Raw genomic sequence first — 17,695 nt, 5'->3', positions numbered from 1 at the left:
ATGAATACGCTCCGCCTTTCAATCGCAGCCTTCGCCGCTTTTCTCGGCACATTCGTCAGCGACCGGGCACTCGCGCAATCACCCGTCGGCAACCCCGCAACTGTCCCCCTCAAAGTCTGGGTGGTTGGCGAGGTCGCTTCACCCGATTCGGGCGGCACTCCCTGGCGGATGACGCTTGGCGGCGATTTCACGCCCACCCAACCTGGGATGCCGGCGCCGGAGGACGTGTCGGTGCAGGGCGGAGACCCCTCTCTCACCGAAAAGCTCGTCACGCTGAACGGCGTCCCGTGCGAACCCTTCCGGGAGTACACCCTCGCGTTCTGGAGCCAGGGTTTTTGGAGCGGTCGCTTCTGCGTGGCTGCGCCTCCAGGCTACCGGGTCGAAATCGACCGTCAGCCGCGCAACAGCATCCTGTTTGATAACAGCGGCGGATCGATCGTCTGGGACGCACATCCGACCGTTCGGATCGTTCCGACTAGCGACGAGCCCGCGAAACCCGCCGGCACGCCCACGTCTTTGCAAACGGGCCTGATGGACTGGCGACTCTCACTCGGCGCCCGCCTCGACGGAAGCTCGGCCGGCGAACTCGCCCTTCGCGATCCCGCGTGGAATGCGACGTGGTCGCCGCTCTGGCAAGTCGGCACCGTCACCCTGACCGGCCCCGCCTCCAACGATGTCACGTTTTCCGGACTTATGCCGCAAGGCGCCTACTGGCGCCGCCAGGTATTTTCCAACGAAGCCTCCGTGGACCTCGTTCAACTCACCGCCACTGCCTACGAGATTCGGTTCTACCATCCCAGCCAGCTGACCGGATCCAGTTCTCCGCGGACGGTGAGCGGCGATCCCTTTGTGACCTACAAGGTAGAACAGGGCAGTAGCGCCACTTCCCTGAAAATCACGCGGTCGACGCGCACTATAACCAACGCCACGACGACCGGCATCGCGCCGGCCAGGGTCGAAGTCACATCGATCACCCGCACTGGCAGCTGGCCGGCGTTCAACTGGACCGTCAGTGACTGGACCGTGCAGAACGGCTCAACTGCCACCGAGATCGTCGAGCAGTCCTCCGGTACGGCCTTGCAACGAACGTCGAATCGCAAAGTCCGATCTCCTCTCAGTGGTGCGACCGCAGTCGACGCGTCCATCAGTTATGCCCTCCAACCGTGGGGCGATGCGGTCGCTGCGATCACCCACACGACCGACACCGAGATCCTGACAACCAGCACCACCTATGGCACCGATGCTTCCGACGCCTGGTTCTGCCAGTATGGATATCCCATCGCGAAGACGTTCCCTGGCGGTGGTTGGGAAACCTACACGTACTCCGTCAGTTCATCGCCCGCTGACCGCAACCGCGCCGGCGTGATTACAACCCGCAACCGACCATGGAAGAGCAGTCCCACGGCTGCGACCACGGTCTATGACTCGGGCGAGCAAACCACGTATGGATATTTCGAGGACGTCTTTGGCTTTCCGACGCGACCAAGCGGGGGCGTAACCCGCGTCAACGGCGCGATCACCCAGCAGACCAGCATCGGCTACACGCATGTCGGAGTCATGTCGGGCACCTCACTGCAGTTGGTGGAAGCAACCCGCCGCGAGTATTCCAACACCAGCGACTACCTGGAAAGTATTGTGCGCTATTTCCGCGAAGACACCGCCGACGCCTTCTTCCATAAGAAGATCCATTCCGTGCGCCGAGCCGACGGCACCAAAACTGCCTTCGTCTATCAACGTGGTTACTGGAACGGCGCGGCGTTTTCTCTTACCGACGATGCCGGAACCGGCACCGGGTTCACGTCGGGAACGAGCATGTCCGGTCCCGTGGGCAGCAGAATCAGCACGATCCATGGCGCGGCCTCCGGTGGATCCCCGTACACGCAACATGAGGGCTATGACATCGACGACGTCTCGCTGGTCGACGGCAAGTCGACCCTGGTGGTCACGATTCGCGACGAACGCGCGCTCGTCCGCCGAACGGAAACTCACGTTTGGAAATCGGGCTCGTGGCAGCGTGTCGCCTGGACCGACTACAGCTACAATTTTTCCGGACAGTTGATCACCCGGACTGCCAGCAACGGAGCCTCGGACTCGCTCCACTACACCGGCGCAATGCTGGACTACGAGATCGGCGAAACCGGCGTGCGCTTCGATTATACCTACGACGACGCGGGCCGCATGCTCGACCTCACGCAAACCGCTGCGGGAGGGATTGGCGCACTCACGACTCGCTATGGGTACGATGCCGCCGGCCGCGTCATCGAGGAACGCGTTGGAGCCGGCACTGCCGAGAGCCTGGTATCGACCTGGAAATACGATCAGGCGGGCCGACTGGAACGCTTCACCCTGCCCGGCCGTGGTGTGACCACACTTGCCTACAACACGGGCAGCCGGACCCGTACAGTCACTTACCCCACAACCGGCATTCGCATCGAAAGCTTTGAACTCGACGGCAGCCTGCGGGAAAGGAACGGCAGCGCGGTGGTGTCACAACACTTCACACTCGACGTCGATGCCATGGGCATCCGTCGCGGTCGGATTGCCTGGGGCCAGGCCGGGGCACCCCGCTTCGTGGAGTCATCGAGCGACTGGCTCGGTCGGCCCCTACAAACCTCGCGCCCGTCCTTCGCCGGCCAGATGCCGTACATCGAATCGTCAACGTACGAACCGGGCACCGGGCGGCTGAGGAAGGTGAGCCGCAGCGATACCGCACCGTTGCTTTACACCTACGACGCACTCTCCCAACCGGCGCGCTCCGGTCTCGATCTCGGCGGGAACGACACCCTCGACCTGGCGTCCAGCGATCGCATCGCCGAGACCGACGGATTCTACGAATTTGCCGAGGGATCGTGGTGGTACAGTCAGATCACCAAAACGTATCCGCAATCGAACAAGGGCACCGCGCTGACCCTGTCGACCCAGCGACAGCGCTTGAACAACTTCACCGCGATCCTACCTGGATTCAGCGGCCAGTTGCGCGACGAAGTGCAAACGGTCGACGCCAACGGGTTGATCACGCTGGTTCAACGCTTCGTCGAACCTGGCACCCGAACCGTCAAAACGACCGTCACCGCCAGTGGCTTCGTCAATAAACAGATCGAAACACAGGTGAACGGCCTGGTGACCAGCGTCACCGGTTTCGACGGTCTCACGCTTGGACGAAGCTACGACGGCTTACACCGGCCGTCGACCTCGACCAATCCCCGCACCGGCACGACCACCTATCTGTACCACCCAGGAACGACCCTGGTGAGTGCGGTGCGAGATTCGGTCACGCCGAATCCCAATACCGTAGCCACCTACGGCTACGACGCCGCCGGGCGGATCAATGTCGTCTTCGACGCAGCCGGAAGGGCCTCTCGCACGGAGTACAACACCCGCGATCAGATCATTCGACGCTGGGGCGAAGGCGTGCACCCCGTGGAATTTGTCTACAATCCCCTCGGCGAGCAGACGGAACAAAGAACCTTTCGTGGCGGAACGGGCTGGAATAGCCCGCAATGGCCTGCCGCCACCGCCGGGACGGCCGACACCACGACATGGAATCTTGATCCCGCCACCGGATTGCCTTCCGAACGCAGCGATGCCGCCGGCCGCACGGTGGCGTATCGCTACAATCGGCGCGGCCAAATGACGTCACGCACGTGGGCCAGGCCGGGCGGCATCACCACGACTTATGGCTACGACGGCGACACCGGGGAGCTGAGGACGCAGACCTACTCGGATGCGACGCCCCCTCTCGCCTACACCTATACCCGGGTGGGCCAACTCGCCTCGGTCGCGGATAGCGTCAACGGCGTTACAGGTTTCGTCTACAGTTCAGATCAGCCGCTTCAACTTGAAGCGATCGCACTGGGCGACTTCTACGCCAATCGGGCGCTTACCCAACTCTACGACGGCAACAAGCGCTCCGCCGGATTCCTGCTGGGCGACACCTCGCGGGGACCTTCGGCGGATCTCAGCCAGAATCACGTCTATGACAGCCTGGGCCGACTGACCAATCTCACGTCGTCGAGCTCCGCCCAGGGCGTTCGCAATATCGCCTACACTTACAACTCCGGCGGACTGGTTTCCGGATATACACTCGGAGAAGTGCCCTTCCGCACGACGCGCAGCCATGAATCCAACCGGGACCTACTCACCTCCGTCGAGAGCACGTGGAACAGCGTGGCGCGCACGCGCTACGACTACACCTACAACGCACTCTCCCAGCGCACGACCGCCCGGCAGTCAGGCGACGCGTTCGCAGACTTCGGCGGTTCGACGTATCGCCGCTTCACGTACAACGAACGGACTGAACTGATCAACGCGGCGGATTATCTGGGCGAAGATCCCTCCAGCACCGCCGCACCCCAGCTCTCAGGCCGCCATCACGTCTACGCGTACGACCCGATTGGCACCCGCGTGAGCGTGAGTCGCACCGGGGCCGCCGGCACCCCCGACCAGCTGGTCGCTAACTCACTCAATCAGATTCGACTTCGTCAGAATCAATTCGTCCACACGGCGGGAACCGTGGCGGTGCCAGGCATCGCTGTCACGGTTGCCGATGCCGCCGGTGCCATGCCCGTCGGGCGACAGGGACGGTACTGGAATGCACAACTGCCAATCGCCAACAGCGAGATGCCGGCGAAGGAAAGCGTGAGCGTCACCGCCACTCAAACCGGTGCCGGAGCCAATGGCGCGGATCTGGTCCGAAGAGAGACACGCACCGCCGTCGCGCCGCCAGGCAATCAAACCCTGGTGTACGACGAGGACGGCAATCTCAAGGACGACGGGCTCTGGCACTACGAGTGGGACGCGGAGAACCGACTGGCCGCGATGCGAACTTCCGACGCAGCAATCGGGCCGATTCCCGTGGCCGATGCCCGGCGACTGGAGTTCCGGTACGATCATATGGGGCGGCGGATTGGAAAACGGGTTCGCGCAGGCAGAAACGGATCCGACTATACCACGATTCTTTCCGACCGACGTTATCTTTACGACGGCTGGAATGTCATCGCCGAATTCTCCGTCACATCACCCGCGCCACTGACCCTGGCGCTGATCCGGAGCTACACGTGGGGACTGGACGTCAGTGGCTCGCTGTCGGAGACGGGCGGGGTGGGATCGTTGATCCAGACGACGGACCACGCGACCGCCACGAGCTATCTTCACACCTACGATGGAAACGGCAACGTGGTTTCACTGCTGCGATCCAATGACGGCGTGGCAGTGGCGGCCTATGAATACGGGCCGTTCGGGGAAGTGCTGCGTAGCGAAGGCGCCTACGCGAAAGAGAATCCGTTTCGGTTCTCTACCAAGTCGACCGACGAGGAGACCGGTTTGATTTACTACGGGCACCGCTACTACGACCCGCGCAACGGCCGCTTCATCAGTCGCGATCCGCTGGGAGAAAGCGGCGGGCTCAATCTTTACGGCTTCGCCGGCAACGACGGCGTCAACCGATGGGATTACCTGGGCCTGACCACGCCCGACGACCGGGCGACGAACAATGATCCAGGCTGGTTCGACCGGCTCGTGAACTGGCTCAACACGCGCCGCGAACCCACGTCCCCGCCCAACGCCCCGCCCTACGAAACACCGGCCAGCTATCGACAGAATGAAATGGGAACCAATCGGACGCCGGAGGGGGGACATCCGGGGACGTATGGATCTGCATCCCATTCAATAGACGCTGCCGTACAAGAATACGACTTCCGAAGGCTCTACGCACCGGGCGACTCATTCTTACGTGATGGCCGAATCTATACTATTATTGGTCTCGAACCGTCTTGGGATTGGGAAGTGACCAGTGCGCCACTCGGAAAAGTGCTCGTTAAAGAAACCTCATCAGGCAAGGTGTATAGTGTACCCGCAGGAACTCCAACCATACTGGACCAATATCCGAAACTAGTTCGGAACATTGAACGCATCTTACTCTTCTTTCCATTTAAGCCGACGCCTGGAATACTTGCCTCGGAGAGGAGCGCGACATCAGTTGGAGTTTCAAACACTGCTGGCAGGATTGTTCACCTTGTCGACAGCGAGATTGTATTAGTTGGAAATACAGCAAAACCTAATAACTTCTCCCTTCGTCAAGGGATAGACACGAAGCCAATTGGCGACATTTCATCGCCGGGAAAATCTGCATCGATTGCGACAGACTTGACCATAAAAACGGAAATTAGGCAGATGTTCGGACGCGAATCTATTCGCGGAGACGCTGTATCTGGAGCGATGGTCGGCGACATTCGATCGGCCGGATTCGACGTTCTCCACGCGCCGACACCAAACAATCCACTGCACGTGAGAATTATTGCAGGAGAAAGAATATTTGATGACTCTGGCCGAAATGCGTTGTCTCAGGCCTTTCAACTCTTGGAACGCGCAAAATAGGCTCTCTATGCAAATTGAATCCTTTCAGAGGTTGGCCGAATTTCTTCGGAGATTTGAGACTTGGGATGAACGAGGCGGCTACGACTTGCGCGGAATCGTACACCTCTTGGGAGCCTGCGCTGACAACCTAGCAACAAATGCGTCTGCGGCGGACTTGAACGACGCAGCGCAATTCTTGAACGAAAGACAAAGAGCCGTCCTAGCTAAAATCGCGATTTCAGACCACTCGAATGGCAACTAGTCCATTTTTACCTCTCACAGTGGACTAACGTTCATTTAAGGAATTTTTTGGTAGCCCGAAAAGATCCTGTGATTGGAATTTCTGAACCAAAATCAGCTATGTTCCGCGCTGTCTTCCTTTTTCTGTTCACAGAGCTTTTGTTGTTCCCCTCCCCCGCCGCCGAACTCTGGCGAGACTTGTTCAACGGGCGGGACCTGGGCGGATGGAAGGCGAATGCCTATCCGGATTCGTGGTCGGTGGTGGACGGTGCGATCCGGGCGTGCGCGATCAAGGAGAGCTCACATCTGTTCTTCGTGGGGAGTCGTTCCGACGGCCACGAAGCGCTCAAGGACTTCGAACTCGAGGTCGTGGCCCGCAGCGAGCCGAACTCAAATGGCGGGATCTTCATCCACACCGACACATCCACCCAGAGCGCCGCGCTGCGCCTTTCGAAGGGCTACGAAATCCAGCTGAACAGCTCGGCGAAGGAGAAACGCAAGACCGGGAGCCTCTACGCCGTCGTCGATCTGCCCGTATCGCCGGTCGATGAAACCAACTGGTTCACCACGCTGATTACTGTGCGCGGCCAGCACATCACCGTTCAACTCGACGGAAAACTGGTGGTGGATTACACGGAGCCCGCCCTCGTCCAGCGACCGCCCGAACGCGCCGGACGCAGACTAAACCCCGCCGGCGGCGCACTCGCCCTCCAGGCCCACGATCCGGGCAGCACGTTCTACTTCAAAAGCATTCGTATTCGCACACTCTCGCCCGACTAGTTCGACGGCTGAACCGTCACGGCGCCGCCGCTGTGATCAGTCGGAGTCTGCCAGAAGCTTCCATGCTCCGTTGTCTCGATCGGCCCGTTACTCAGGTGCGCTTGGACCGGCGAAGCGCGCCACTCCCTCGACCCGTGAGCGGAAATTCCCCCAAACCACCGTTGCGCCGCTCACTGGATTCACCGTCAGGCGACGCGCAGCAGCACCAGCAAACACCCACGCACCGCGGATCGCCATCTTCGCGTAACGACAGGGCAGCGCACCGCCCGCCCGCTTCGACTTTGCCCTCGCACCCGACCGGCTCACCCCTAGGAATGCCATTGGTCGAGAGGCGGCTGCTTTAACGCCGTCGCATTTCGACCGCGCCTCACCGCCCCCCCTCCTCGCGCACTCCCCTGCCGCGAATCAGCCCCTTTGTTTCCCGACCTGACCCGACCATGAAAACCTCCCGTCACCTCGCCGCTGCCGCAGCCCGCATCGCCCTGCTGCTGGCCAGCCTTGCCAGCGCCAGTGCTCAAACCGCCCCGGCGCCTGCCGCCTCCAGCACTCCGGCCGCCGCCGGCGACACCGTCACGCTCTCGCCGTTCGAGGTGGTCTCCGACAACGACCGCGGTTACCAGGCCGCCAACACCCTCGGCGCGACCCGTACGAATGTCGCGATTCGCGATCTGCCGATGCAGATGAACGTCGTCACGGAGCAGCTCATGCTCGACCGCGCGCTCTTCGATCTCGACCAGGTGCTCGATGTGATTCCGGGGACGGCGCGCACGTTCAACGAATTCGTGCCGCAGGCCAACATCCGCGGCTTCGACAGCTCCGCCGCCATGCGCAACGGCGTGCGCGGGCTCACGACGCCCGACATGAATTCGATCGCCCGCGTCGAAACGCTCAAGGGCCCCGCGGCCCTGCTTTACGGCCAGACCCAGCCCGGCGGCGTCATCAACTACATCACGAAGAACCCCTCACCCCAGAGGAAAACGACGCTGCGCCTCAGCGCCGGCTCCGACGAATTGTACCGCGCCGATCTCGACACCACCGGCCCCATCAACCGCGCCAAGACCTTCAACTACCGGCTCGGTGCCACCTACTACACGGTGGAGAAGGGCGAACGCCAGCGGAGCCTCGATCGCGTATCCATTGCCCCGATGCTGCAGTGGAAGCCCTTTGCCGCCACCAGCATCGTCGTGCGCTACAGCACCACGCACGACAACATCCGCCCCGCGGAGGGCCTGGCGCTGAAACCCACCGGCGCGCTCAACCGCGGCGGCGACCCGGCGTATTTCTATCCGTTCAACAAACTCGATCCGGTCGACACGCCGCAATGGGTCGACGACGTCGGGCCCGGTTTCATCAAGGACAGCCCGTCCTCGTATCGTGACTACAAGCCCGTCGTCTGGGAGCTCGAGGCCACGCAGCGACTGAACCAGGCCATGGATCTGCGCCTGAATTTCGCCTATCACCGCCGCGCCCGCTCCAGTATCCGCGAAGGCGGGACGGGACTCGTCAATCCGTGGACGCAGACGGCGCCGACGATCGCGAGCCTCGGCGGTTTCAACAGCTGGAACCTCGACGGCACGCGCGGCGATCCGTTTCCCGAGGCCCGCCACACCTACGAATTCATCGGCCGCGGCGGCGTTCCCAGCACGGGAGTCGATCCGCTGTCCGACACCCGGCTCCTCAACGGTCAATTGTATCTCTACAATCCCAGCGTGGCGACGCTGCAGTACACTCCGGGCAAGAGCGGATGGCGCCGGACGAACTGGATTGGAAACAACCGTCGCGAACGCCGGGTCAACGGCCAGATCGACGTGGTCACACGGTTCAAGACCGGCCCGCTCAACAACACGCTGCTCACCGGCTTTGAGCACAACGAGGACCGCGTTTGGGAGAACAACAGCACCTTTGTCCGCGATCCGGCGCTCGGCGTCGCCGGCGCCACGCTCTACACGGTGCCCGGCACGACGACGCAGGTCACGAACGTCGTCGACTACTGGTACAACATCTACAGTCCGGCGTCGACCGCCGCGCGCGACGCGTTCGCCCAGCGCAATCTGGTTCCGTTGCATCGCTTCGCCTCAAACGGCGCCAACAACGACCAGCGCTTCACGAGCGACGCGTTTTATGCGAACTGGTCCGCGACCTTTAACAAGAACCGCGGCCGGGTCGCCATCGGCGGTCGCTTCGACGACGTCTCGGCCCGCACGAGCACGAAAAACCCGGGGATCAACCCGATCACCTTCGACGGCATTGTCACGAGCACGATTGAAGGCGCACGCCAGCGCACCACGCCCCAAGGCGGCATCTCCTACCGCGTGACCGATCCCGTGTCCGTGTACATGCTTTACAGCCAGTCGGTGAATCCCCGCGTCACGTTCCAGCCCGGCCGGACCGCCGCGCGCGAAACCCAGCTGATCAATCGTTACCAGCAGGACGGCCTAGGCGCACCGAATCTCGACGCCCTGCCGTGGGGCCAGCTGCTAGAGCCTGAATTCGGCAAGAGTTTCGAGTACGGCGTGAAGACCGACCTCTTCGAAAACAAGGCGATGATCAACGTCGCCTACTACATCATCGACAAGAAGAACGTCTCCCGCGGCAAGGGCGCCGCCGATCCCGACAGCGCCGCCGGCTTCCTCGACCTGAGCGGTGCCGAACGCGCACGCGGCATCGACATCGATTTCTACATCCGCCCCGTTCGCGAGCTCCAGATCGGTGGCGGCGGTCTCTTCAACAAGACCGAGATCGTCGCAGTCAATGCGACGACAGTGGCGACACCGCTGGCGACCACGTTTGCCGCGAACACCGGTGCCAATGCGCCCTTCTCGCTGCTCGGACGCCGCACCCCGAATGCGGCCAAGTATTCGGGCAACGCCTACGCGCGCTACGAATTCGCCTCCGGCCCGCTCAAGAACGCCGGCTTCGGTCTCAGCTACATCTACATGGCGCCGCGCCGCGAGGGCGACAATCTCCGCTGGTCGGAGTCGTGGAGTCGCTACGACGTGAACGCCAGCTATCGCACGAAGCTCTTCAACCGCACCACGAGCTTCAGCCTCGTGGTGAAAAACGCCACGAGCCGCGAGTACCGCGTCGATCGCGACACGTTCGCCCAGCCGCGCACCTTCGTGGGAACAATGAGCCTCGAGTTCTGAGCAGGGGCAATTCAGTTGCCCGCGAATTGCGCGAACGGCTGCGAGTAAGGATGGGCTAAATTTTGGCGGTGAAAGTCGCCTTCGTTCGCATGATTCGCGGGAGCTCTTCCAGATGGGTCGCTGAAGTCTGCATCGACCGTACGGCTCGGAACCGCAGCGCCCTCGCCCTTGTTCAGATAGCTTGCAGATTTCCTCACCGGCCAAAGATGACCGGGGCTTGCAGGGAATCGCATCGCACGATCGATCCGTTGCAGGAAAAGACTCCACGGTACGCCGGGTCTTCCCTGATCGCAGTATGACAGCGCGGAAAATTGGCTGAACAGCCCGGCTTTCCTGTTTCGCTACGCAGGATCCAATGCCGGCCACCATGGCACGCGTCCGCGCCCTGCTCGGCGCGAACGCGATGGCGAAGGCCGGTCGCGATTTGCTGAGCTGGCTGCCGCAACCGTAAGCGGCGCCACCGCGGAATCCGGCCTGCTCAACGCACCACGCCCGCCGCCGGACGCCCCGCCGCGAGGATCGGCCGCAGGGCCTCAAACCATCGCTGCGCCATCTTTTCAGCGCCGGCTGCGTTGGGATGCACGAGATCGGCGACAGTATCGCTGCGCCAGTCAAAGCTGCTCGCTTGGTCCACAAGGACAACGGGCTGGGCCGCGGTGTGCAGCCGTGCGGTGAGTCGCGCAAGCTCCGCGTTCAAATCGGGAATGTAGGCGTACTTGGGCAGCTTGCCGCTCGGGATGACCTGGGCGACGAGGACGATCACTCGCGGATTGATCGCACGTAACGCGGCAATCAGCCGTTCGGTTGCGGCCACGATCCCGGGCACGGGCTTTTCCTCGACGAAGTGATTGTGCCCGCCATGCACCAGAACGATCTCGGCCGGCGTCCGCGCAAAGTGCGCCGGAACCGTCGCCGCCACAAACTCGATGGTCTTGCCACCATAACCTTCGTGACGGAGCGGCGGCGTGCCGCGCGAACCGACAAACTCCACGGCGAACCCGGCCGCGCGCAGTTTATCGGCGAGCAATGGCCGGTAGTGGGAAAACGTCTTTCCACCCTCGGTGATCGAGTCACCCACCGGCATGATCCGCCAAGCGTCGGCGGCTGCCACATGCAGGGCGGCGAGGCATAACAGTCCGGCCCAGCTCGCACGAAGCGTGACGGCGCGCGTGGCCGCACGGCGATGCAGACGGGAGTGACACTGCAACGGTTCGCGCCAGCATCCGGGCAAAAGGGTACATGCGATCAGCGGCCACGAAAACACCCGGCATGCCGAATCAGAAGATAAGAGCAACGCACCACGGGACCGGGAGGAACGCAGCCTGAGGTTAAAAAAAGCCTCCGAGATTTCTCTCGGAGGCTTTGGGAGAGGAACGGAAGCACGAACTCAGGCCGCGCTGCGGCGCACCGAGCGGCGGAAGGCGACGAGCAAGCCACCAAGCGCGATGTACACGAACGCGAAGCTGCCGGCGTCCGGCACGCCGACCGGATCGGGATTGGTGATGCTGCCCGACACGGCGCCAATGATCACGGCCTGACCGAGAGTCGCGGATTGGGTCGAAGTCGCGAACACCGTCAGGGCTCCGACATTGGTGAAGTAGTTGTGCCAGGGACCGGCGCTCAAGTCGCCATTGTTCAACCCGGGGAAGGCCGCCGAACCCGCCGCGGTGAGGGCCAGGCCCTGGTTCTGGATGTCCACATCGCCGAGCGTCGGCAGCAGCGCCGAAATCCAGCCGTAGCCGTTGGCCTGGCTGAACAAGCCGCCGCCATTGCCCACGAACGTATTGATGGCCGCCGCATTGGTGGTGAACAGCCCACGCTCGGTGGTAGTGGCACCGCCCGTGACATTGCCACCAGAATCCATCATGATGATGCCAGCGCCCGCCGCGCCACCGCTCAGGAAGGTACCGATAGCGGCATCGTTGATGAAGACCGACGTCCAACCAGCCGCCACCAGACTGGAGTTATTGAAGGCAGACGCAGCTGCGTTGCCGGCCTGAGTGTTCTGGTCTGAACCAAGGAACACCACCTGCTTGTTGCCGTTCGTGACGGCCGGAGCCAAACTCTCGAGCGCACGCTGCATGAAGAACCAGCCGTCTTGGTTCGCTCCAGCGCTGAACGAGCCGTGATCGTCGGCATCGGTGCCGGCGATGATGAACGGTCCGGCGTAGGCCGTGGAAACCGATCCGAGAAGAGCAGCCCCCGCCAGGGAGACGCTCGCAGCTAAACGTTGTAGTGTATTCATGGGGAAAAGTTGAATGGAACGGATACTACCTAGGATGAACTTTTCGTAAGCATCGATGATGCCGCGCGCTTCGTCTTTCCGTGACGGTTCCTAGGCCGTTAAAAAACAAGGCGTTAGAATCCTCGTGGATCAGACTGCCCGCGCGCTGGGGGTAAATATTGTAAAGAAGACCGACACGAGCTGCAGATTTCTCGACGCACGCGGTTCCGTTGGATCAGGCACACTGCGCTCGCGGCGTAGTAGTCCCCTCTTGCGCACAGGCCCCGCGACATACGGCGCCTCCGCCCTGACTTCCACGTGAGGAAAATCAGCGGCGCCGTGTAACGCCCCTCACGTTGACACGCCCATTCGCCGCTTCCAGCGTCCGCACCGTACTTCGCTTCACCCCATGAAAATTCGCACCGCCGCCAGCGCGTGGTCGTTCCTCATCGTTCTCCCGCTCGCGGCCCGCGCCGCCGACGCCGCCGCCAGCACCGGCTGGCACGCCCAGTCCCTTGGCCAGGCCATTGGCTACATGGTGCTCTTTTCCGCCATCGGCATCGCGGCGGCCATCGCCGGCTACAAACTTTTCGACATGTGCACCCCGGGCGACCTGCACCAGGAAATTGTGCAGAACAAGAATGTCGCCGCCGCCATCGTGGCCGCGGCGGTAATCCTGGGGGTCTGCATCATCATTGCGGCGGCGATGCTGGGCTGAGTCGCGCTCGCCCGCGGTCGAGACGTGAAACGCAGCAAGATCGTCAAGCGCCTGCTCCTCGGCGGCCTCTCGGCCGGCGCGCTCGGGGCGTGCACGCCCGGCGTCTCCGCGACGCGCGTAACGACCGAAAGCCATTACCCGAATGACGAGCACATTCCGGGCGCCGGCTATTATCACGCACCGTTTCGCGGGTTCTTCGCTTTTCCGTACAATCACTACGACGCGACCCGGAAGATTTACTTCTACGGCGGCCAGTGGGGTCCGACTCCGCACCGGAGCATCGTGAACATCTCCGCCCCCACGCCCGAAGCCGCCGCCGCGGCGCAGGCCGTGCGCACCGACAACACGCAAGTCCGGCGCAGCGGCTTCGGCAGCACGTCGCACTCGCATTTCACCAGTTCCTGATGCGCCGGCATCGTATTCAACCGCGCCCCGCCTGGCGGGAAAAGGTCGAGCACACCGGCCTCACGTATCATTCCCACGAACACGGACCGTACTGGGACGAGTCCGCGTGCTATGAGTTCACGGCCGATGAAATCCACGCGCTCGAGACGGCGGCGCACGTCGTTCACCGCCTCTGCATCGATGCCGCCGAAGTGGTCATCGCGCGTGGCTGGTGGCAGCGTCTCGGCATTCCCGCCGCGGCCGTGCCGGCCATCCTTCGCTCCTGGGAACGCGACGACTTCAGCCTTTACGGCCGCTTCGACTTTGCCTTCGACGGCCACGGCGCGCCGAAGCTACTTGAATACAATGCCGACACCCCGACGGCGCTCGTGGAGGCGGCGGTCGCCCAATGGTTCTGGCTGCAGGAAACGCGGCCCGACGCCGATCAGTTCAACTCGATTCACGAACGCCTGATTGCCGCCTGGCGTCGCTGGGCGGGCGCGACGATCCATTTCAGCAGCGTGCGCGACAATCCCGAGGACGAGCAGACCGTGCTCTACCTCCGCGACACGTGCGAGCAGGCCGGCGTCGCCACGCGCAGCGTGTACATCGACGACATCGGCTGGCACGCTACCCAGCGGCACTTTGTCGATCTCGACGGCCAGCGTCTCACGCACTGTTTCAAACTCTACCCGTGGGAATGGCTGTGGCACGAGGAATTCGCCCCGCACCTCGCGCATGACACCGTGCAGTTCATCGAGCCGACCTGGAAAATGCTTTTGAGCAACAAGGGCCTGCTGCCCATTCTCTGGGAGCTCTACCCGGACCATCCCAACCTGCTCCCGGCCTTCGAGACCGCCGCGCCGCTCGGCTCGCGTTACGTGCGCAAACCCAAACTCAGCCGCGAAGGCGCCAACGTCACTTGGATGGAAGGCGGCGTCGCGCTTGAGGAAACAAGCGGCGACTACGGCGAGGAAGGCCACGTATACCAGGCCGCCGTGGACCTGCCGGAATTCGACGGCAACCGCGCCGTCTGCGGCGTCTGGGTCGTGGATCACGAACCGGCCGGACTCGGCCTGCGCGAGGACACGCGCCGCATCACCGGCAACCTGAGCCGCTTCGTCCCGCACTTCTTTCGGTGAGACCCGCCCGCGATGAGTAATTTCGACAATCCCACGCCCCTGCGCATCGGCGCCACCGGCACCCTCAACGGCTGGAAGGTGCGCGTGGCCGGCCGGATGGTGATGAGCATGGAGGACGGCGGGGAGACGTACTTCTGGAACGAATACTACCTCCTCGATGCGTCGGGCAATTCGGCCACGCTGGTGTTCGAGGACACCGGCGACGGCGCGGAATGGAAACTTTTCCGCGCGTTCACGCCGTCGCAGCCGCTTTCGGTCCGCGAGGCGTCGGCCAAGAAAGTCGGCGACCGCGTCAACCTCGATGGCTCGCTCCTGCCGATCACGCTCGTCGATCAATCGCGCGTCGCATACGTCGAAGGCGAGGCGCCGGAAGGCGTCGAGGTCGGCGACGTGGCGAACTACTTCAACGTCGACACCGGCACCCGGATGCTCGTCGTGAGTTGGACCGGGGACGAAATCGAGTTCTACGAAGGGCTCGACGCCCCGGCTGATAGCGTCGCCGACGCCTTCAAGATTCCCCGCGACGCCGCTCCAGGGACAGCGAGCTACCTGGCCGCCGCCGAGCGCAATCACGGCTCCGCCTCGTTCGGCTCCTCCGGCTCGTCCGGTCTCTTCTCGAAACTGATCCTGCCGGTGCTCGGCCTGGCGTCGGCCTTCGGGACCTACTCGTGCTTCTCCTCCGGCTCATCGCCGGCGCGCGGCTTCTCCAACCCGCCCGCCAAGATCGCCGCCGCCTCGTTTCAGCTCGCCACCGGCGCCCAGGGTTCGCTCGCGCAAAAGCACTTTGTCGTCGATGGCCAGGCGCTCGTCGAAGTGGCCCGACGCACCGGCCGCCACGACCGGCGCGAGTATCATCTGCGTGGAGACACGCGGGACGATGTGTTTCTCATCAACGGTCTGAGCGGCGGGGCGAAGGAATGGCATCTGTTGCGGTCGGTCGCGGTGCCGGCCGGACTGACGCCCTTCGACGCTGCCGCCCGGCGGAAGGGCGCACCGATTGCCGTCGAGGGCCGCACGCTGAAGATCAACGATCTCTTCCTCTCCAAGGCTCTGTCCGCCGAGGGCGCCGGCGATCCCCGGCCCGGCCAGGTGCAGTATGGTTTCGTCGCCAACGACGGCGCCGAGTGGCTCGTCGCACGCTGGAGCGAGGATCGCATCCAGTTCCTGCGCGGCACCGCCGTACCGGAAGCCGACGTCATGGCGGCGTTGGGACGCGGGGCGCCGAAGGCTAAGTAGGTCGCCCGATGGATCGGCCCGAAATGGGCCTGGGTGAAAGTTGAAGGATCTGAGTCAGGGATCGCTCTCTCAACTCTGAGCCGGACTCATGCAGTTGAGGGATGGAGGATGGAGCGTTTTCTGGCGCGGGCCCCGAGGGCGGCAACTGCATCGCAGTGGGTTGGGTCGGCGATGCGGCGCAGGAGTGCGAGCCACCAAGCGCGGGCCTTGTCGCCGGCGACGGCGAGTTTGAGGGTGGGCTTGCCGGCGGCGCGGCTGAAGACGGCGGCGCAAGTGAAGAGCTGCCGGCGGAGCGTGCCGAGTTCAGCGCGGTGCGGCTGGCCGAGCCGTTGTTGCAGCCGGACGCAGAGATTATAGGCGGTGATGGCGAGGTGACAGGCCGCTTCCGTCGCCCAAAACGAGCGGCAACACAGACCCTTCAAGCCGAACTGCGCGCCAAGTTCCTTGATGCGGTTTTCGATGTCGGCGCGGCCGTTGTAGCGGCGCCATACTTCGAGGGGTGACACGGTGGCGGGCAGGTTGGTGCGCAGCGCCTGGAACTTGTAGCCGGGCACCTCGATGAGTTGCTTGCCGCCGGCGTGCGGCCGCTCGGCACTGCGTTGGCGCACGACGATCAGACGCCCGCCGCGCGCGTCGGCCACTTCCTGCACGGCCAGACCCCGCACGTCGGTCGCCGTCCAGGCCGCTTCGTCGTGGCGGCACAGCGCCTGGACTGGGGAACGCAGGGCGGCCGCCAGCACATAAGAGAGTTTTTCCGCTTCCAGCTTAGTAATCATCTTCTCGGTGCAAAAACCGCTGTCCGCGCGCACCAGGCCGATCCGCACGCCCGCGGGCAAGCGCGCGAGGGTGTCGCCCAGAAACACGTCCGCGGCACTGACGCAAGCGGTGTTGCCCGGGCGTAACCAGAAGTTGGCGACGAGGGGCACCTCGGCGATCGCGGCCACGATGGGGCGGTGACAGGGCTTGAGCCCCTTGCGGGTGTAGCCGACGCGCACTCCTTCCTGGCGCCCGTCTTCGTGCACCAGCGCAAAGGAGTCCAAATCCAACGTGTAGCCTTCGGCGCGGGCGGGCAGAGCGCCCAACACCCAGGCGTGCAATCCGCCGAGCTCTTCGCAGGCGGCTCGACCGCAGGCCGCGAAGAATCGCGAGAGGGTCGACTGACTGGGCACCGCTTCGATGCCCAGCACCTCCGCCACGGCCGGGTCGTGCGCCAGATGCGCCACCCGCGCCAGCTTGTCCGCCCCGCAGAGAATCCCGCCGATAAAACCCAGCGCCGTGTCCACCGGATCGTAGGCGTTGGGGCTCGTCGGCGCATGCGGCAGCACCGTGGCGAGTTTCTCCCGCAGCCCGCTTTCCTCCACAAAACTCGTCCACACCGCCAGCCCCCCGTGCGCCGTTAGGCGCTGGTCGGTGAAGCCGATCCGCATCGACTGCACGCCACTTTTGGTGCCCAAATCCAGCCGCACCGTTT

Annotated in this window: 10 protein-coding genes; 7 read left to right on the top strand and 3 right to left on the bottom strand. The window is 63.4% G+C overall.

The features are described from left to right. From ACLJEU_RS02470 to ACLJEU_RS02460, 3 genes are all read left to right on the top strand, one after another. Positions 1 to 6,375 carry an RHS repeat-associated core domain-containing protein gene (locus ACLJEU_RS02470; protein ID WP_414664427.1) on the top strand — a complete coding sequence of 2,125 codons (6,375 nt, stop codon included), beginning with the start codon at positions 1 to 3 and terminating at the stop codon, positions 6,373 to 6,375. 378 nt (positions 6,376 to 6,753) lie between these two features. Next, positions 6,754 to 7,374, top strand: a complete 621-nt coding sequence (locus ACLJEU_RS02465) for a 3-keto-disaccharide hydrolase (RefSeq protein ID WP_457795332.1) — start codon at positions 6,754 to 6,756, stop codon at positions 7,372 to 7,374. Positions 7,375 to 7,811: 437 nt separating this feature from the next. Next, positions 7,812 to 10,520: a TonB-dependent siderophore receptor gene (locus ACLJEU_RS02460; RefSeq protein WP_414664425.1), complete on the top strand. Its 2,709-nt coding sequence runs from the start codon at positions 7,812 to 7,814 to the stop codon at positions 10,518 to 10,520. A gap of 478 nt (positions 10,521 to 10,998) precedes the next feature. Here ACLJEU_RS02460 and ACLJEU_RS02455 read toward each other — a convergent pair whose 3' ends face one another. Together ACLJEU_RS02455 and ACLJEU_RS02450 are read right to left on the bottom strand one after the other, a co-directional pair. Further along, positions 10,999 to 11,751 (bottom strand): SGNH/GDSL hydrolase family protein, encoded by a 753-nt coding sequence (locus ACLJEU_RS02455; RefSeq protein WP_414664424.1) that lies wholly within the window; start codon positions 11,749 to 11,751, stop codon positions 10,999 to 11,001. Between the two features lie 156 nt (positions 11,752 to 11,907). After that, complete coding sequence (locus tag ACLJEU_RS02450; protein ID WP_414664423.1) at positions 11,908 to 12,765, bottom strand: hypothetical protein; 858 nt, start codon at positions 12,763 to 12,765, stop codon at positions 11,908 to 11,910. Positions 12,766 to 13,153: 388 nt separating this feature from the next. On the opposite strand from ACLJEU_RS02450, the gene ACLJEU_RS02445 reads away from it, so the two are divergent. The 4 genes from ACLJEU_RS02445 to ACLJEU_RS02430 are packed head-to-tail and all read left to right on the top strand — an operon-like array spanning position 13,154 to position 16,224. After that, complete coding sequence (locus tag ACLJEU_RS02445) at positions 13,154 to 13,462, top strand: DUF350 domain-containing protein (RefSeq protein WP_414664422.1); 309 nt, start codon at positions 13,154 to 13,156, stop codon at positions 13,460 to 13,462. A gap of 24 nt (positions 13,463 to 13,486) precedes the next feature. Further along, a complete protein-coding gene (locus ACLJEU_RS02440; RefSeq protein ID WP_414664421.1) occupies positions 13,487 to 13,867 on the top strand; it encodes a hypothetical protein in 381 nt (126 codons plus the stop codon). Further along, positions 13,867 to 14,988, top strand: coding sequence for a glutathionylspermidine synthase family protein (locus ACLJEU_RS02435; RefSeq protein ID WP_414664420.1), 1,122 nt, complete (start codon positions 13,867 to 13,869; stop codon positions 14,986 to 14,988). The genes ACLJEU_RS02440 and ACLJEU_RS02435 overlap by 1 nt, the downstream gene beginning before the upstream one ends. A 12-nt stretch (positions 14,989 to 15,000) precedes the next feature. After that, on the top strand, positions 15,001 to 16,224 hold the full coding sequence (locus ACLJEU_RS02430; RefSeq protein WP_414664419.1) for a DUF4178 domain-containing protein: 1,224 nt from the start codon (positions 15,001 to 15,003) through the stop codon (positions 16,222 to 16,224). Between the two features lie 86 nt (positions 16,225 to 16,310). Here ACLJEU_RS02430 and ACLJEU_RS02425 read toward each other — a convergent pair whose 3' ends face one another. After that, the gene (locus tag ACLJEU_RS02425) at positions 16,311 to 17,678 is read right to left on the bottom strand and encodes an IS1380 family transposase (RefSeq protein ID WP_457795331.1); all 1,368 of its coding nucleotides are present in this window, start codon (positions 17,676 to 17,678) and stop codon (positions 16,311 to 16,313) included. Positions 17,679 to 17,695: the final 17 nt, after the last annotated feature.

The sequence above is a fragment of the Terrisphaera buseokensis genome, assembly GCF_047521145.2.
Taxonomy (GTDB): Bacteria; Verrucomicrobiota; Verrucomicrobiia; order Opitutales; family Opitutaceae; genus ER46.
This window is presented reverse-complemented; position numbering and strand designations above follow the sequence as displayed.